We start from the raw sequence: 17,878 nt of genomic DNA on the forward strand, positions 1-17,878 counted from the left end.
CAAGGTTGCATCATTGCAACACTGACTGACAAGAGACATGAAGGCCAAGTGCTATAAGAATATGTCGGCCGGGACGAAGATTTCTTCAGCAAGAGGTCGAAAACTAATGCATTTGGCCTTCATGGGCTTAGCGCAACGTGATACTGGCCGATTCTAAAAGCTTGCCGTCCCGGTCGTGATAGTTGACCTGAACCTTCTCCTGATCAACGACCAGATGGGCAAAGTTGTCCTCGCTGACTACCTTGCTAGTCATTTCATGCCGATAGTCACCCGCGACCGTTTGCGCCAGTGGCTGATCGAGAATGAAAGTGGATGCCTTGGCATACGGCAGCAGTTTGCTGTTGCACAGCGGTGACGACACGATGGTGTGCACTTCAAAGTCCGGGTCCTCGCTGTGGGTCAGGCGACTGGTCAGGGAGCCATGGACATCGCCAGAAATGAAGAAGACGTTCTTGATGCGGTGTGTACGAATCGTCTCCAGCAGCCGTAGTCGTTGTTCCGGGAAGGCTTTCCAGGCGTCATCGCCCTGAGATTTACGGTCGGGATAGAACATCACACTGGTGACCACGAATTTGACCCTGGCCGGGCTGTGAATCAGCCATTTGCACAAAGCCTGTTCCTGCTCTTCGTCGAGAATGCGTCGATCATCGGCCGACAGGTTGCGGCGGGTTCGGCTGTCGGTGACAAACCATTCGATATCGCCTTCGGCGAACTGATACCCATACTGTTCCAGTTTTCTGCTTAGTTGTCCGTTCACTAGAAGTTCATGGGCTGGGCTGTGGCTGGCTTGATATAACTCGTATGCCGCCATCGCGTTCTTATGTAAGTAGTCATCGCCTTTGCTCTTGTTGGCAGGCCAGTTGTCTTCTATTTCATGGTCGTCGAGGATCATGTAAGTCGGAACGCTGGACATCAACTTACCAATATGAGGTTGAGAAAAGGCCGCGCGGTACTTACTGAGTATTTCCTTGTATTCCCGGTCGGGAGCAATAACGTTCAAGTCATCGACGTAGATTTGATCGCCGGTCATCAACATGGCGCTGATAGGCGGTTCGGCCTGCTGCGCCAGGTTCGTGATCGAGGCGAAAATCCTGTCCCCCAGATGCGGTGCAGACGGGACGCCAGCGGTCATGCGCAGGTAACGGCATGAACCGACGATATAGGCCCGTGGAATCGTGCCTTTGCTGGACTGTGTGCGAAACCGGTAGATATCCCGCGGCCATTGCAGTGGCAGTTCCTGTACCGTCTCCACGGTATGCACCGGGCTCATGGGGCTGAACCAACCCGCCTGATATTCGTACTCGGTATCGGTGGCCAGATCGTTGAGTGCAATGACATCGGACATGTCGCGCACGATCGTCAATTTTGCAAATACACCTTGGGACCAGCGTTCTTCGCCAGGTTGGCGATAACGAATGCCTGCAAATACCGGCGCGTTGTTTTGAAGTTCGCCGCGCAAGAAGATGCGTGTGTGATTAGTTGTGGTGTGACCAATAATAGGGCCGACAGTCGGTTTGAACATGTTCGAATCCGTTCGAAGTAATGCTAACTAAGCGAGAGAGAATGATGATGTTTAAATCAATAATCAGTTGGACTAATCCTAGTTACTGGTGCGCAAAAAATATCGGGTGAAAGTGGACTTGAGTTGTGGGCGACGTCAGCCACGAATGTAGGAAGAAACTTTCTTTCGGGCAAAAAAAGCCCCGCCAAACTGGCGGGGTTGAGGTACGAGCGTGGCGCTCGGAAAACGTGGAACGCAACAGGCCCTCCGGTGAAGGAGGGCCGGCCGGTGTTACAGCAGGATGGTGCGGATGTCCGCCAGCAGGTCGCTCAGACGCTTGGTGAAGCGTGCAGCAGCGGCGCCGTTGATCACACGGTGATCGTAGGACAGTGACAGCGGCAGCATCAGTTTCGGCTGGAAGGTTTTGCCGTCCCAGACTGGCTGAATGGTTGCCTTGGAAACACCGAGGATCGCCACTTCCGGCGCGTTGACGATCGGCGTGAAGCCGGTGCCGCCAATGTGGCCGAGGCTGGAAATGGTGAAGCAGGCGCCTTGCATGTCGTCAGCGGTGAGCTTTTTGTCGCGGGCCTTGGCGGCCAGCACGGCGGCTTCGGCTGCCAGTTGCAACAGGCTCTTCTGGTCGACGTTCTTGATGACCGGTACCAGCAGGCCTTCAGGGGTGTCGACGGCGAAGCCGATGTTCACGTACTTCTTGCGGATGATCGCCTTGCCACTTGGTGCCAGCGAACTGTTGAAGTCCGGTAGTTCCTTGAGCAAGTGCGCGCACGACTTGAGCAACAGCGGCAGGATGGTCAGCTTGACGCCAGCCTTCTCTGCAACGGCTTTCTGAGCAATACGGAACGCTTCCAGGTCGGTGATATCAGCCGAATCGAACTGAGTCACGTGCGGGATGTTCAGCCAGCTGCGATGCAGGCTCGACGCGCCGATTTGCATCAGGCGGGTCATTGGCACTTCTTCGGTTTCACCGAAGCGGCTGAAGTCCACGACCGGAATCGGCGGGATGCCCGCGCCACCGGTTGCGCCAGCAGCAGCGGCCGGTGCTTCCTTGGCCTTCTGCATCATGGCTTTGACGTAGACCTGAACGTCTTCCTTCAGGATGCGACCGTGCGGGCCACTGGCGCCGACGGCGTTCAGCTCGACGCCGAATTCACGGGCCAGTTGGCGTACAGCCGGGCCAGCATGAACCTTGGCGCCCGGCTTGGCCGGTGCAGCAGCCGGTGCGGCCGGTGCCGGAGCAGCAGGCGCAGCGGCGGCTGGAGCTGGAGCGCCAGGAGCAGCAGCGGCCGGAGCCGGGGCAGCAGCAGGCGCAACGCCTTTGACTTTCAGCTTCAGGATCAGGTCGCCGGTACCGACTTCGTCATCCAGCTTGATGGAAACGCTTTCCACCACGCCAGCGGCAGGCGATGGAATTTCCATGCTCGCCTTGTCAGATTCCAGGGTGATCAGCGACTGGTCGGCTTCAACGGTGTCGCCGGCCTTGACCAGGACTTCGATGATCTTGGCCTTGCCCGAAGAGCCGATGTCCGGGACATGAATGTCCTGAACGCTGTCGGCAACCGGTGACGCCTGTGCCGCAGCAGCTGGCGCTGGAGCAGCGGCAGCAGGTGCAGCTGCCTGAGCTGGCGCGGCCGCAGCCGGTGCCGCGGCACCTGCCACTTTCAGCGCCAGAATCAGGTCGCCGGTACCGACTTCGTCGTTGAGCTTGACGCTGATGCTTTCGACCACGCCAGCGGCGGGCGAAGGGATTTCCATGCTGGCCTTGTCGGATTCCAGCGTGATCAGCGACTGATCAGCCTCGACGGTGTCGCCGACCTTGACCTGGATCTCGATGATCTGGGCCTTGCCCGACGAACCGATGTCCGGCACGTGCACTTGTTGAGTGGTTGCAGCAGCAGGCGCGGCAGCTGGCGCTGGAGCCGCGGCGGCAGGAGCAGCCGCCGGTTTCGCTTCAGCTTTGGCCGCCGGCGCAGCGGCAGCCGCAGGGGCCGCAGCAGCGGCACCTTCGACTTCCAGCTCGAGCAATTCGTCGCCTTCTTTCAGGCGATCGCCGATTTTTACTTTCAGGCTTTTGACGATGCCGGCCTTGGGAGCAGGGATTTCCATGCTCGCCTTGTCCGACTCAAGCGTCAGAATGCTCTGGTCGGCTTCGATACGGTCGCCGACCTTCACAAATAGTTCGATTACTTCACCTTCACCGCTGCCGATGTCAGGTACGCGAATGAGTTCGCTCACAGAGTGTCTCCTCAGCAGTCCAGTGGGTTGCGTTTTTCCGGGTTGATGCCGAACTTGGCGATGGCTTCAGCCACCACTTTAGGTTCGATATCACCACGGTCAGCCAAGGCTTCCAAGGCTGCCAACACCACGAAATGACGGTCGACTTCGAAGAAGTGACGCAGCTTCTTGCGGCTGTCACTGCGGCCGAAACCGTCGGTGCCCAGGACTTTGAATTCCTTGGACGGTACCCACTGACGAATTTGCTCAGCGAACAGCTTCATGTAGTCGGTAGAGGCGATGACCGGACCCTGACGGCCGTTCAGGCACTCTTCGACATAACTCAATTTAGGCTTCTGGCCCGGGTGCAGACGGTTGCTGCGCTCTACGGCCAGGCCGTCGCGACGCAGTTCGTTGAAGCTGGTAACGCTCCAGACATCAGCGCCGACGTTGAACTGTTCACGCAGGATCTTCGCCGCTTCGCGCACTTCACGCAGGATGGTGCCGGAGCCCATCAGTTGAACGTGATGCGCCGCTTCGCGGGTGTCTTCCTCGAGCAGGTACATGCCCTTGATGATGCCTTCCTCGACACCGGCCGGCATGGCTGGCTGCTGGTAGGACTCGTTCATCACGGTGATGTAGTAGAAAACGTCCTGCTGCTCTTCGGTCATCTTCTTCATGCCGTCCTGAATGATCACCGCCAGCTCATAGCCGTAGGTAGGATCAAAGGTACGGCAGTTCGGGATGGTGCCAGCCAGGATGTGGCTGTGACCGTCTTCGTGTTGCAGGCCTTCGCCGTTCAGCGTGGTCCGGCCGGCGGTGCCGCCGATCAGGAAGCCACGGGTACGGCTGTCGCCAGCGGCCCAGGCAAGGTCGCCGATACGCTGGAAGCCGAACATCGAGTAGAAGATGTAGAACGGCAGCATTGGCTGGTTGTGGCTGGAGTACGAAGTACCGGCAGCGATGAAGGAGCTCATGGCGCCCGCTTCGTTGATGCCTTCTTCGAGGATCTGGCCCTTCTTGTCTTCGCGGTAGAACATCACCTGGTCTTTATCGACTGGCTCGTAGAGCTGGCCGACGGACGAGTAGATGCCCAACTGACGGAACATGCCTTCCATACCGAAGGTACGGGCTTCGTCCGGGATGATCGGGACGATGCGTTGGCCGATTTCCTTGTCCTTGACCAACTGCGCCAGGATGCGCACGAATGCCATGGTGGTGGAGATTTCACGGTCGCCCGAACCATCCAGGATCGCCTTGAGGGTATCCAGTGGAGGGGTTGGAATGTCGAAGCTTTTGGCGCGACGCTGTGGCACGAAACCGCCCAGTGCAGTGCGACGTTCGCTCAGATAACGGGCTTCGGCGCTGCCTACTTCGGGTTTGAAGAACGGCAGGTTTTCCAGCTCGGAGTCTTTAACCGGAATGTCGAAACGATCGCGGAACAGCTTCAGGCTTTCAACATCAACTTTCTTGGTGTTGTGCGCCGTGTTCTTCGCTTCGCCGGCACCGGTGCCATAACCTTTGATGGTCTTGGCCAGGATGACGGTCGGTTGTTCTTTGTGGTTGACCGCTTCGTGGTACGCCGCGTAGACCTTGTACGGGTCGTGGCCGCCACGGTTGAGCTTCCAGATCTCGTCGTCGGACAAGTCTTCAACCATCGCCTTGAGTTCTGGCGTGTTGAAGAAGTGTTCACGCACGAACGCGCCGTCTTTGGCTTTGTAGTTCTGGTACTCGCCGTCGATGACTTCGTCCATGCGGCGTTGCAGGATACCGTCGACGTCTTTGGCCAGCAGTGGGTCCCAGAAACGGCCCCAGATGACTTTGGTCACGTTCCACTGAGCACCGCGGAACACGCCTTCGAGTTCCTGGATGATCTTGCCGTTGCCGCGAACCGGGCCATCAAGGCGCTGCAGGTTGCAGTTAATAACGAAGATCAGGTTGTCGAGCTTCTCGCGGCCAGCCAACGAGATGGCGCCCAGGGATTCCGGCTCATCGCACTCGCCGTCGCCCAGGAAACACCAGACTTTTTGCTTGCCTTCAGGGATGAAGCCACGGGCTTCCAGGTACTTCATGAAGCGTGCCTGGTAGATCGCCTGGATCGGGCCCAGACCCATGGATACGGTCGGGAACTGCCAGAAATCGGGCATCAGCCACGGGTGCGGATAGGACGACAAGCCCTGGCCGTCGACTTCCTGGCGGAAGTTGTTCATCTGGTCTTCGGTGATACGGCCTTCCATGAACGCACGGGCGTAAACGCCTGGCGAGGTGTGACCCTGGAAGTAGATCAGGTCGCCGCCGTGTTCGTCGGTCGGGGCCTGGAAGAAATAGTTGAAGCCGATGTCGTACAACGTGGCGCTGGAGGCGAAGCTGGAGATGTGACCGCCCAGGTCAGAATCTTTCAGGTTCGTACGCATCACCATGGCCATCGCGTTCCAGCGTACCAACGAGCGAATACGGCGTTCCATGAACAGGTCGCCAGGCATGCGTGCTTCGTGGGTAACGGGGATCGTGTTGCGGTACGGCGTGGTGATGGCGTAAGGCAATTGCGAACCGCTGCGGGTTGCGAGTTCACCCATACGGGTCATCAGATAGTGAGCGCGGTCTTCGCCTTCTTTGTCGAGAACCGATTCCAGGGCGTCCAGCCATTCCTGGGTTTCGACGGGATCGAGGTCTTGCATGGCTTGCTCCAGGGCGGAAAGGCTTCCAGAATCGGTTGCCTGAGTTTGCGACTGGCCTTGTGGGCAGACGATATAAATTCTTGGATTGCCGAGAGGTTGTTCCGGCGGCGTGTAGTTTTACTACAAATCATCGGGCATTTCAGCCTTTCGAATGTATATACGAGTAGTAAAACTACAGATGAGCGGCTTGTGGCCTCCAGCTGCGTTGTGAGAATAATCGTTAAGGTTGGTCTTTAGCCAACCAGAAAAGGTGAAAGCTTGATGCTGTCTGCCAAAAATAAAGAAATTTCAGCTATTTCTAACCTTTGTTCGACAGTCGATCACGTAGTGCATTCTGGCGAATCACTACATGCAGCCCTCGACACGCCGATCAAGGATAGACCATGAGCCTCCCTTCGCTTGCCGAACTGCCCGGCATTCTCCTGCCTTTTGTCACCCGCGCCGAGCAGTCGTTCCGTACGGCCGTCGCCAAGTTGGACGACGACCATGGTCTGTCTGGCTGGACGCCTGATCGCTGGGCGCAATTCGCCCGTGTCACCGCTGCCAGCGATTTCGTGATCGAGCAGAGCGCGCGTGATCCGTTGATGTTGCTGGAACTGGTGCAGTCCGGTGAGCTGGATCGCAGTTTTGTCCCCGGTGAGCTGTGCGCGCAGATTGCGACCGCGGTAAATGAAGCGGAAACCGAAGATGGGCTGGGTCGCGCCCTGCGTCGTCAACGTACCCGCCATCAAGTGCGGATCATTTGGCGTGACCTGACTCGTCAGTGCGATCTGATCCAGACCTGTCGCGACCTCTCGGACATGGCCGATGCCAGCATCGATCAGGCCTATCAGTGGTTGTACTCACGGCATTGCCAGCAGTTTGGCGTGCCGACCGGTCGGCGCAGCGGCGAGCCGCAGCAAATGGTCATCCTCGGCATGGGCAAGCTCGGCGCGGTGGAGCTCAACCTGTCGTCGGACATCGACCTGATCTTCGCCTATCCCGAGGGCGGCGAAACCGTTGGCGTGAAACGCTCGCTGGATAACCAGGAATTTTTCATTCGTCTGGGTCAGCGCCTGATCAAGGCGTTGGACCCGATGACCGTTGACGGTTTTGTATTTCGCGTCGACATGCGCCTGCGGCCTTACGGTTCGGCCGGCGCATTGGTGTTGAGCTTCAACGCGCTGGAGCAGTATTACCAGGATCAGGGTCGCGACTGGGAGCGCTACGCGATGATCAAGTCGCGAGTGGTGGCCGGCGATCAAGTGGCCGGCGCGCAATTGCAAGACATGCTGCGGCCGTTCGTTTACCGGCGTTACCTCGACTTCTCGGCGATCGAAGCGCTGCGCACCATGAAGCAGCTGATTCAGCAGGAAGTCCGGCGCAAGGGCATGGCCGACAACATCAAACTCGGCTCCGGTGGCATTCGTGAAGTCGAATTTATCGCCCAGGCGTTCCAGTTGATCCACGGCGGCCGCGACCTGAGCCTGCAGCAACGTCCTTTATTAAAAGTATTGAGCACGCTGGAAGGTCAGGGTTATCTGCCGTCGGCGGTGATCAGCGAATTGCGCGAAGGCTACGAATTCCTGCGTTACACCGAACACGCGATCCAGGCGATTGCCGACCGCCAGACCCAGATGCTGCCGGACGGTGCGCAGGATCAGGCGCGCATCGCCTTTATGTTGGGTTTCGCCGATTGGGCCGCTTTCCACGAACAGCTCATGTATTGGCGCGGCCGTGTGGCGTGGCACTTCGGCCAAGTGATCGCCGATCCTGACGAAGAGCAAGGCACCGAGAGCGAAGTGGTGGTCGGCGGTGAATGGCTGCCGCTGTGGGAAGAGGCTCAGGATGAAGAGGCTGCTTGCCGCCAGTTGGAGGAGGGCGGTTTCGCCGATGCCACCAAAGCCCTGAAAGCGTTGGCCGGCTTGCGCGGCAGTCCGCAATTGCGAGCGATGCAGCGTCTGGGGCGTGAACGCCTCGATGCGTTTATTCCACGATTGCTGGCTCAGACTGTGGAGCACGCCAATCCGGATCTGGTGTTGGAGCGGGTTTTGCCACTGGTGGAAGCCGTGGCCCGACGTTCCGCGTATCTGGTGTTGCTGACCGAGAATCCCGGCGCGCTGCGCCGTTTGTTGACCTTGTGCGCCGCGAGCCCGTGGATCGCCGAACAGATCACCCGCTTCCCGCTGCTGCTCGACGAATTGCTCAACGAAGGTCGGCTGTTCAAGCCGCCACTGGCGCCGGAACTGGCCGCCGAGTTGCGCGAGCGTTTGACGCGGATTCCCGAAGACGACCTCGAACAGCAAATGGAAGCCCTGCGACATTTCAAACTGGCGCACCGTTTACGGGTCGCCGCTTCGGAAATCGCCGGCAGCCTGCCGTTGATGAAGGTCAGTGATTACTTGACGTGGCTCGCCGAAGCGATCCTGGAACAAGTGCTGGCCCTGGCCTGGCGCCAGACCGTGACCAAATATGGCACGCCGCTGCGTACCGACGGCACCTTGTGTGATCCTGGCTTCATCATTGTCGGTTACGGGAAAGTGGGCGGTCTGGAACTGGGGCATGGTTCTGACCTGGACCTGGTGTTCATCCACGATGGCGATCCGCAGGCAGAAACCGACGGCCCGAAGCCTATCGACGGCGCGCAATTCTTCACCCGGCTGGGGCAGCGGATCATTCACTTGCTGACGGCGCAAACCAACTCCGGTCAGCTGTATGAAGTGGACATGCGCCTGCGGCCGTCCGGTGCGTCGGGGTTGCTGGTGAGTTCGCTCGGTGCGTTTGCCCGGTATCAGGAAAACGAAGCCTGGACCTGGGAACATCAGGCGCTGGTGCGGGCGCGGGTGCTGGTGGGCAGTCGGGACGTCGGTCAGGCGTTCGAGAAAGTCCGTGCGGCGGTATTGGGCAAGTCGCGGGATCTGGCGACCTTGCGCCAGGAGGTCAGCGAGATGCGCGCCAAAATGCGCGATAACCTTGGCAGCAAGAGCACCGCGGCGGGCACCGGGGCAAATGCCTTCGAGGCCACGGCGCCGTTCGATCTCAAGCAGGACGCCGGAGGTATCGTCGATATTGAATTTATGGTGCAATACGCGGCCTTGGCGTGGTCCGAATCGCACCCGCCATTGCTGCGCTGGACTGACAATATCCGCATTCTGGAAGGGCTGGAGGAGGAAGGGCTGATGCCCGCCGAAGACGCCAGCCTGTTGCGCGAGGCCTATAAAGCCTACCGTTCAGCCGCTCACCGGCAGGCCTTGCAGAAGGACGCCGGGGTGATACCGGGCGACCAGTTTGTGGACGAACGGCGGCAGGTAGTGCGGATCTGGCGCGAGCTGGGGCTAAGCTGAAACGCGCAAGTTGAAGCGACAAGATTCAAATGTGGGAGCGGGCTTGCTCGCGAAAGCGGAGTGTCAGTCGACATCTTTATCGGATGTGATGACCCCTTCGCGAGCAAGCCCGCTCCCACAGTAGATTTGCAGTGTTTTGCAGATTGGAGGCAGCCAGGCTGCACTGCACTGGATGTGCACCAATACCCAATGTGGGAGCGAGCTTGCTCGCGATGGCGGACGATCAGTCACCATTGATGTTGAATGTGAGGGCCTCATCGTCGGAACGCCGCCCGGAGCAAGCTCGCTCCCACAGTAGATTTGCAGTGTTTTGCAGATTGGAGGCAGCCAGGCTGCACTGCACTGGATGTGCACCAATACCCAATGTGGGAGCGAGCTTGCTCGCGATAGCGGAATGACAGTCGACAATAATGTTGAAGGTGATGACCCATCGCAAGCAGCCTTGCTCCCGCAGTGATTCTCGAGGCGGGGAGGCATAAAGCCTCCCCGGCTCGTTTATGGAAACCACATGAAAATTCTGATCGTTGGGCCCAGTTGGGTCGGTGACATGGTGATGGCGCAGACACTGTTTCAGTGTCTCAGGCAGCGCCACCCGCAATGCGAAATCGACGTGCTGGCCCCCGAGTGGAGCCGGCCGATTCTTGAGCGCATGCCCGAAGTCCGCCAGGCCTTGAGCTTTCCGCTCGGTCACGGTGCTTTGGAGCTGGCGACGCGTCGGCGCATCGGCAAATCCCTGGCCGGCCAGTACGACCAGGCGATCCTGCTGCCCAATTCCCTGAAGTCGGCATTGGTGCCGTTCTTCGCCGGCATCCCGAAACGTACCGGCTGGCGTGGCGAATTCCGCTACGGCCTGCTCAATGACGTGCGCACGCTGGATAAAGAACGTTACCCGCTGATGATCGAACGCTTCATGGCCCTGGCTTACGAGCCGGGTGCTGAGCTGCCGACACCTTATCCACGGCCGAGCCTGCCGATTGACCCGGTCACTCGCGAAGCAGCAATGGCCAAGTTCGGCCTGGCCCTCGACCGCCCGGTGTTGGCGCTGTGCCCCGGTGCCGAGTTTGGCGAGTCCAAGCGCTGGCCGTCCGAGCACTATGCCAAGGTTGCCGAAGCGAAGATCCGCGAAGGCTGGCAAGTCTGGCTGTTTGGTTCGAAAAACGATCACGCCGTCGGCGAAGACATCCGTTCGCGGCTGATTCCCGGTTTGCGTGAAGAGTCGGTGAATCTCAGCGGAGGCACCTCCCTGGCCGAAGCCATCGACCTGATGTCCTGCGCCGACGCGGTGGTGTCCAACGACTCCGGCCTGATGCACGTGGCCGCTGCGCTGAATCGCCCGTTGGTGGCGGTCTACGGCTCGACGTCGCCGGGTTTCACGCCGCCACTGGCCGAGCACGTCGAGATCGTGCGCTTGGGCATCGAATGCAGTCCGTGCTTCGATCGCACGTGCCGCTTCGGTCATTACAACTGCCTGCGCCAGCTCATGCCGCAAGCGGTGAACGAAGCCTTGCAGCGTTTGCAGGGCACTGTGGTCGAGGTCAAATAGTTTGCGGGTACTGCTGATCAAGACTTCTTCGCTGGGCGACGTGATTCACGCGTTGCCGGCGCTGACCGACGCGGCACGGGCGATCCCCGGCATCCAGTTCGATTGGGTGGTGGAAGAAGGCTTCGCCGAAATCCCGACCTGGCACCCGGCCGTGGGCAAGGTGATTCCGGTGGCGATCCGTCGCTGGCGCAAAAACATCTGGCAGACCATCAAGAGTGGTGAGTGGAAGCGATTCAAGCAAAGCGTTCGCGCCAACCAATACGATCTGGTGATCGATGCCCAGGGCCTGCTGAAAAGTGCGTTGCTGACCCGATACGCCAAAGCCCCGGTGGCCGGGCTGGATAAAAACTCGGCTCGTGAGCCGATTGCCGCACGCTTCTATTCCCGGCGTCTGGCCGTGGCCCGAGGGCAACACGCGGTGGAGCGGGTGCGTCAGCTGTTCGCCGTGGCGTTGGGGTACGACCTGCCCAAAGGCTTGGGCGATTACGGCCTGAACGTCGAACGACTGGTGGAATTGCCGCGCAAGAATGCTTACGTGGTGTTCCTGCACGGCACCACGTGGGACACCAAACACTGGCCTGAAGCCTATTGGCGCGAGTTGGCCGAGCGCGTCGGCTATCTCGGTGTCGGGGTGAAGCTTGCGTGGGGCAACCCCCTCGAAAAAGCCCGGGCCGAACGCATCGCCAAAGACATGAAACACGTCGAAGTGCTGCCCAGGCTGAACCTGGCCGGTATCGGCAAGGTGCTGGCCGGCGCGCAAGCCTGCGTGGCGGTGGACACCGGTCTCGGTCATCTGGCCGCCGCACTGGACGTGCCGACGCTGTCGCTGTTTGGCCCGACCAACCCGGGCCTGACTGGCGCCTACGGCAAGTCGCAGATTCACATGGCCAGCGACTTCCCTTGCGCGCCATGCCTGCAAAAGAAATGCACCTATCAACCGACGGCCCAAGATGCCCGTCAGTTTGACCTGAAACGCGAGTGGCCCCTGTGCTTCACGCGTCTGAATCCCGAGCGTGTCGCGACCCGACTGAGCACGTTGTTACTGGCTGAGGAGCTGCGCTGATGCAATTGGCATTTGTCCTGTACAAGTACTTTCCCTTTGGCGGCTTGCAGCGCGATTTCATGCGCATTGCCCTTGAGTGCCAGCAGCGCGGCCACCAGATTCGGGTCTACACGCTGATCTGGGAAGGCGACATTCCACCCGGCTTCGAAGTGTTGGTGGCGCCGGTCAAAGCGTTCTTCAATCATCGACGCAACGAGAAGCTCAGCGAATGGATGGAGGCTGATCTGGCCAAGCGTTCGGTGGATCGTTTGATCGGCTTCAACAAGATGCCGGGGCTGGACGTGTACTACGCCGCCGACGGTTGCTTCGAAGACAAGGCGCAAAACCTGCGTAACTCGCTGTACCGTCGCTGGGGTCGCTACCGGCACTTCGCGGAGTACGAGCGCGCCGTGTTTGCCAAGGATGCCAAGACCGAAGTGCTGATGATTTCCGAAGTCCAGCAGCCGCTGTTCATCAAGCATTACGACACGCCGCTTGCGCGCTTCCATTTGCTGCCGCCGGGCATCTCTCAAGACCGTCGCGCGCCGGCCAATGCCGCCGAGATCCGTGCTGAGTTTCGTCGTGAATTCAACCTGAAAGACGATGACCTGCTGCTGGTGCAAATTGGCTCAGGGTTCAAGACCAAGGGTGTGGATCGCAGCCTCAAGGCGCTGGCCGCATTGCCCGCCGATCTGAAGAAACGCACCCGGCTGTTTGTAATTGGCCAGGACGACCCCAAGTTATTCCAGATGCAGAGCGCCACATTGGGGCTTGGCGACAACGTGGCGTTCCTCAAGGGGCGCAGCGACATCCCGCGTTTTCTGCTCGGCGCCGATCTGTTGATTCACCCGGCGTACAACGAAAACACCGGGACCGTGTTGCTCGAAGCCCTGGTGGCCGGCCTGCCGGTGCTGGTGAGCGCGGTCTGTGGTTACGCCCATTACATCGCTGAGGCCGACGCCGGTCTGGTGCTGGACGAACCTTTCGATCAGGCGCAACTGACTCAGTACCTGACCGGCATGTTGAACGACGCTCAAGCACGGGCGGCCTGGAGCCGCAACGGTCTGGCCTTCGCCGAGACGGCCGACCTCTATAGCATGCCGCAGCACGCGGCCGATGTGATTCTGGCGGAGCACGCTTAATGAAGTTGATGCTGGCTGAACCGTTCAAGAGCCTTTGGGCCGGACGCGACCCGTTCGCCGAAGTCGAGGGTCTCCAGGGCGAGGTATACCGCGAACTTGAAGCGCGCCGTACCCTGCGGACTGAAGTTAACGGCAATGGCTTTTTCGTGAAGATCCACCGTGGCATTGGCTGGGGCGAGATCTTCAAGAACCTGCTCACGGCCAAGCTGCCGGTGCTCGGTGCGGGCCAGGAATGGAAGGCCATTGCGCGCCTGCAGGAAGTCGGCGTGCCGACCATGACCGCCGTGGCTTACGGCGAGAAGGGCAGCAACCCGGCAGACCAGCATTCGTTCATCGTCACCGAAGAGCTGGCGCCCACGGTCAGCCTCGAAGACTTCAGCATCGACTGGGTCAAGCAGCCGCCCGAGCCAACACTCAAGCGTGCGCTGATTGCCGAGGTTGCGCGCATGACCGGCATGATGCATCGCGCCGGAGTCAACCATCGCGACTGCTACATCTGCCACTTTCTGCTGCACACCGACAAACCGGTAACGGCCGACGATTTCAAGCTTTCGGTGATCGACCTGCACCGCGCCCATACCCGCCCGACGATTACCCAGCGCTGGCGCAACAAAGACCTGGCAGCGCTGTACTTTTCGGCCCTGGACATTGGCCTGACCCGGCGTGACAAATTGCGTTTCCTCAAAGGTTATTTCCAGCAGCCCCTGCGCCAGATCCTGGGCGAAGAAGCCGGGTTGCTCGCCTGGCTGGAAGGCAAGGCGAACAAGCTCTACGACCGTAAACAGCGATACGGGGATGCGCTCTGATGGCGGGTTGGAAACTGGAACCTGCGTACAGCGATCTGGCAGAAGATTTCGGCAGTCTTGAGGCTGTGTTTGCGCTTCAGGGCGAGCGCCTGACCCGCGACCTGTTATCCGAGGTCGTTCGCGTCCAGCGCAATGGCGTCAACTATTACGTCAAACGCTACGTGGGTGCCGGCAAAGGTCTGCGCCGTTACCTGGGCAAACCCCGGGTGAAAGCCGAGTGGCAGAATCTCAAGCGCTTCGCCAAGTGGGGCATTCCCACTGCCGAAGTGGTGGCCTGGGGCCTGGAGCGTCGCGGTGCGGCATACGATCGTGGGGCGATGATCACCCGTGAGCTGCCGCATACCGAAGACTTGTCGGCCCTGGCCGAGCGGCATGATCCAAAGCTGGCGGACCGCGCCTGGGTCGACAACGTCAGCCGGCAGCTGGCGGGTTATACCCGGACCATGCACGACCATCGTTTCACCCATAACGATTTGAAGTGGCGCAACCTGTTGATCGACGATCAGGCACGGCTGTTCCTGATCGACTGCCCCAACGGGGATTTCTGGCGCGGCTTCTGGCTCCAGTACCGCATCACCAAGGACCTGGCGTGTCTGGACAAGGTCGCCAAGTATCAACTGTCGGCCACCCAGCGCCTGCGCTTTTACCTGCAATACCGCCAGTGTGATCGGCTGAATGCCGCCGACAAAAAACGGATTCGGCACGTGGTGAGATTTTTCGAGGGACGCGAATGACTGATTTTTTTGCCGCTGAAGACCGTGCCCTGCTTGAGCGTCACGGCCTCGGCACCTTCGACGCACTTTGGACCAAGCAGCTCGACGCTGTGGACGAACCCAACACCGCTCGCGGTGGCTGGAGCAGCGTGTTTCGGCTGGATCTGGAAGGTCATGGCTACTACCTCAAACGCCAAAGCAACTTCCAGATGCGCACCTTGCATGCGCCTTTTGGCGAGCCGAGTTTTGCCCGTGAATTTCGCAATATCAGTCGCTATGAGCGATTCGGAATTCCAGCGTTGAAAGCGGCATTCTTCGGTGAACGCAAGGTCGACGGCGAGGTTCGGGCGATTCTGCTGACCCGTGCCCTGGACGGCTGGGATGACCTGGATTCGCTGTTGCAGTGCTGGTCGGACCTGAGTTCGGCGCAGCATTCGGCGATTATGAAGGCCTGTGGTCAACTGGCTCGGTGCCTGCACGGCGCGCGTCAGCTTCACGGTTGCTTCTACCCCAAACACATTTTTCTCCAGGCCACCGGCGACGGTTATCAGGCCCGGCTGATCGACCTGGAAAAGACCCGGCCGTTGCTGTTTGGTCAGCGTGACCGGGCGAAAGACCTGGAGCCGTTGCTGCGTAGGGCGCCTCAGTGGAATGAAGCGCAGTTGCGCGAGTTGCTGGCTGCCTATCTGGATCAATCCCAGGACAGCTCGTTGATCGACAGCTGGCTGGCGCGACTGACCGCGCGGCGCACTCACAAGGAGACGCGCTGATGCGTTTGTCCGAGCTGAAAAACGCTGGCCGCAGCCCGAGCCTGCCGCTGAACATTTCACTGGCCGATGCCGCCGGCCCTGCCGAGTTGCAGTTGCTGAGTCTGTTGCGGGTGTTGCCGGGGCAGCGTTATGTCGGTGCCGGTGTCTGGCGTGGGCGACCGGTGCTGGCCAAGTTATTGGTCGGCAGCAAAGCGGCGCGGCATTTTCAGCGTGAGCTGAACGGGGTGCGTCTGCTCGCTGCCCAAGGGCTGACGACGCCGCAACTGTTGGCCGACGGCCTGAAAGATGGCGAGGGCGGTTGGTTATTGTTTGATTTCCTCGAAGGCGCCGAGAGCCTTGGGGATACCTGGGGGCAGGTCGAGCACTTGCCGATGCTGGCGGATGAGCAATCGGCAGTGTTGGCCGATGCGCTGGGTGCAATTGGTCAATTGCACCGCAAGGGCCTGTGGCAGGAAGACCTGCATCTGGACAACCTGCTGCGCCAGGGCGGCCGGCTGTATTTGATCGACGGTGCCGGGATCTGTACCGAAACGCCTGGCCAGCCGCTGTCGCGACAAAAAGTCCTGGAGAATCTCGGGGTGTTTTTCGCCCAGTTGCCTAAGACGCTGGAACCGTATACCGAAGAATTGCTGGTGTATTACCTGCTGAGCAACGGCGAGCATGCCTTGCCCCTGGAAGCGTTGCAGAAACAGATCAGCAAGGTCCGCAGCTGGCGCCTCAAAGACTTCCTGATCAAGGTCGGCCGCGAATGCACGCTGTTCAGTGTCCAGCGCGGAGCGTTCGGCTTACGAGCAATTCGCCGCGAGGAAGAAGCGGCGATGCTGCCGGTGCTGGAGCAGGCCGATGCGTTTCTCGATCAGGGCCATCTGTACAAGACCGGCGGCGCGGCGAGCGTCGGCAAGGTCGAGGTGGCCGGTCGTACGCTGGTGATCAAACGCTACAACATCAAGGGTTTTGCCCACTGGCTAAAACGGTTTTGGCGCCCGAGCCGTGCCTGGCATTCCTGGCGCGAAGGCAATCGCCTGGCGTTTCTCGGCATCGCCACGCCCAAACCGTTGGCGTTGCTGGAGAAGCGTTTTCTCTGGTTGCGTAGTCGGGCTTATCTGGTGACCGAGTATTTGCCAGGGCCGGACATCATCGAGCGCTTTGCACCTTATGTTGAAAGCGGTGAGGCACCGGAAGCCGAGTTGCTGGCGCTGGATCATTTGTTTGCGGAGCTGATTCTTGAGCGGATCAGTCATGGGGATTTCAAGGGGCATAACCTGTTCTGGCAGCACGATCGCTGGGCGCTGATTGATCTGGATTCGATGTGTCAGCATGCCTCGGTGAACAGCTTCGCCCCGGCCTATGCGCGGGATCGGGCAAGGTTCATGCGTAACTGGCCTGAGAGCAGTGCGCTTTATCGGGTCATTGATCAGCGTCTGCCCAAAGATATCTCCAGCGCTGCCTGAATCGGACCTTCGGTCCTATCGTCGGAACGCCGCCCGGAGCAAGCTCGCTCCCACAGTGGTTCTCCGTTGCGACACAGATCCCCTGTGGGAGCGAGCTTGCTCGCGATGAGGCCGGGACAGGCACCCGAGATTAAGGGACAGGATTTTATGAATCGTCCTACATGATCTACAGAGCCCATGAACTGTGCCCTGAATAGCCGCGATGCTAGTTTGCCTGACGTTCACGGAGGGCAGATTTTGACGATAAAAATGACGGTGTTACTGAGCACTTTTGCACTGGTTTTATCAGGCTGCGGGACCGCTGTTACGGTGCTGCAGGATGATGAAGACGCGGCGCGTAGCCTTAGAAAGCAAAAGACCTACTGTCAGTCCATCCCGCGTATCTACAGTGGTCTGGCGTTCGACTTTTGCGTATTAAACGCAGCGCCTGATCCCACGGGTATTCTTTTGCCGTTCGTATTGGTGGATTTCACCCTGTCGGGTGTTTTCGATACCGTCCTCCTGCCCTATACGGTTTACCGCCAAGCTACCGACGGCAATATCAGTATTTACTGGAGATCAGGCCGCGGATGAGCAGTGCCACCTGCTTTCGCCCGGGTCATATTTACAGGGGTAATAAGCGCTGGGTCATTCCCGCCATGTTTACGCTATAATCCCGCCCTTTAGCTGCCTCTCGC

At 59.5% G+C, this 17,878-nt stretch carries 12 protein-coding genes; 9 read left to right on the forward strand and 3 right to left on the reverse strand.

Annotated features, from left to right (window positions below):
* Positions 1-127: 127 nt before the first annotated feature.
* From ACYZT7_RS03235 to aceE, 3 genes are all read right to left on the reverse strand, one after another.
* Complete coding sequence (locus ACYZT7_RS03235; protein ID WP_462039920.1) at positions 128-1,522, reverse strand: alkaline phosphatase D family protein; 1,395 nt, start codon at positions 1,520-1,522, stop codon at positions 128-130.
* A 270-nt stretch (positions 1,523-1,792) separates the two neighbouring features.
* Positions 1,793-3,754 (reverse strand): dihydrolipoyllysine-residue acetyltransferase, encoded by a 1,962-nt coding sequence (gene aceF, locus ACYZT7_RS03240; protein ID WP_462039921.1) that lies wholly within the window; start codon positions 3,752-3,754, stop codon positions 1,793-1,795.
* Between the two features lie 11 nt (positions 3,755-3,765).
* Complete coding sequence (aceE, locus tag ACYZT7_RS03245) at positions 3,766-6,411, reverse strand: pyruvate dehydrogenase (acetyl-transferring), homodimeric type (RefSeq protein ID WP_462039922.1); 2,646 nt, start codon at positions 6,409-6,411, stop codon at positions 3,766-3,768.
* Positions 6,412-6,794: 383 nt separating this feature from the next.
* On the opposite strand from aceE, the gene glnE reads away from it, so the two are divergent.
* From glnE to ACYZT7_RS03290, 9 genes are all read left to right on the forward strand, one after another.
* The gene (gene glnE / locus ACYZT7_RS03250; RefSeq protein WP_462039923.1) at positions 6,795-9,734 is read left to right on the forward strand and encodes a bifunctional [glutamate--ammonia ligase]-adenylyl-L-tyrosine phosphorylase/[glutamate--ammonia-ligase] adenylyltransferase; all 2,940 of its coding nucleotides are present in this window, start codon (positions 6,795-6,797) and stop codon (positions 9,732-9,734) included.
* 508 nt (positions 9,735-10,242) lie between these two features.
* The gene (gene waaF, locus ACYZT7_RS03255; RefSeq protein ID WP_462039924.1) at positions 10,243-11,277 is read left to right on the forward strand and encodes a lipopolysaccharide heptosyltransferase II; all 1,035 of its coding nucleotides are present in this window, start codon (positions 10,243-10,245) and stop codon (positions 11,275-11,277) included.
* A gap of 1 nt (position 11,278) precedes the next feature.
* Positions 11,279-12,340 (forward strand): lipopolysaccharide heptosyltransferase I, encoded by a 1,062-nt coding sequence (gene waaC / locus ACYZT7_RS03260; protein WP_462039925.1) that lies wholly within the window; start codon positions 11,279-11,281, stop codon positions 12,338-12,340.
* Positions 12,340-13,461, forward strand: a complete 1,122-nt coding sequence (locus ACYZT7_RS03265; RefSeq protein WP_462039926.1) for a glycosyltransferase family 4 protein — start codon at positions 12,340-12,342, stop codon at positions 13,459-13,461. Before waaC ends, ACYZT7_RS03265 begins: the two co-directional genes overlap by 1 nt.
* Entirely contained in the window at positions 13,461-14,267 is an 807-nt protein-coding gene (gene rfaP, locus ACYZT7_RS03270; protein WP_449642680.1) for a lipopolysaccharide core heptose(I) kinase RfaP, read from the forward strand. Before ACYZT7_RS03265 ends, rfaP begins: the two co-directional genes overlap by 1 nt.
* On the forward strand, positions 14,267-15,001 hold the full coding sequence (locus ACYZT7_RS03275) for a lipopolysaccharide kinase InaA family protein (RefSeq protein WP_462039927.1): 735 nt from the start codon (positions 14,267-14,269) through the stop codon (positions 14,999-15,001). The genes rfaP and ACYZT7_RS03275 overlap by 1 nt, the downstream gene beginning before the upstream one ends.
* Complete coding sequence (locus ACYZT7_RS03280) at positions 14,998-15,750, forward strand: lipopolysaccharide kinase InaA family protein (RefSeq protein ID WP_462039928.1); 753 nt, start codon at positions 14,998-15,000, stop codon at positions 15,748-15,750. Before ACYZT7_RS03275 ends, ACYZT7_RS03280 begins: the two co-directional genes overlap by 4 nt.
* Entirely contained in the window at positions 15,750-17,201 is a 1,452-nt protein-coding gene (locus ACYZT7_RS03285) for a lipopolysaccharide kinase InaA family protein (RefSeq protein ID WP_462039929.1), read from the forward strand. The genes ACYZT7_RS03280 and ACYZT7_RS03285 overlap by 1 nt, the downstream gene beginning before the upstream one ends.
* A gap of 237 nt (positions 17,202-17,438) precedes the next feature.
* Positions 17,439-17,774, forward strand: a complete 336-nt coding sequence (locus ACYZT7_RS03290; protein WP_462041734.1) for a YceK/YidQ family lipoprotein — start codon at positions 17,439-17,441, stop codon at positions 17,772-17,774.
* Positions 17,775-17,878: the final 104 nt, after the last annotated feature.

This window comes from Pseudomonas sp. RT4P38 (genome assembly GCF_054897765.1).

Bases quoted from the DNA above. Each gene is read 5' to 3' on its own strand.
- ACYZT7_RS03235 (WP_462039920.1), bottom strand. From the start codon at position 1,522: ATGTTCAAACCGACTGTCGGCCCTATTATTGGTCACACCACAACTAAT.
- aceE (WP_462039922.1), bottom strand. From the start codon at position 6,411: ATGCAAGACCTCGATCCCGTCGAAACCCAGGAATGGCTGGACGCCCTG.
- glnE (WP_462039923.1), top strand. From the start codon at position 6,795: ATGAGCCTCCCTTCGCTTGCCGAACTGCCCGGCATTCTCCTGCCTTTT.
- waaF (WP_462039924.1), top strand. From the start codon at position 10,243: ATGAAAATTCTGATCGTTGGGCCCAGTTGGGTCGGTGACATGGTGATG.
- ACYZT7_RS03265 (WP_462039926.1), top strand. From the start codon at position 12,340: ATGCAATTGGCATTTGTCCTGTACAAGTACTTTCCCTTTGGCGGCTTG.
- rfaP (WP_449642680.1), top strand. From the start codon at position 13,461: ATGAAGTTGATGCTGGCTGAACCGTTCAAGAGCCTTTGGGCCGGACGC.
- ACYZT7_RS03275 (WP_462039927.1), top strand. From the start codon at position 14,267: ATGGCGGGTTGGAAACTGGAACCTGCGTACAGCGATCTGGCAGAAGAT.
- ACYZT7_RS03280 (WP_462039928.1), top strand. From the start codon at position 14,998: ATGACTGATTTTTTTGCCGCTGAAGACCGTGCCCTGCTTGAGCGTCAC.
- ACYZT7_RS03285 (WP_462039929.1), top strand. From the start codon at position 15,750: ATGCGTTTGTCCGAGCTGAAAAACGCTGGCCGCAGCCCGAGCCTGCCG.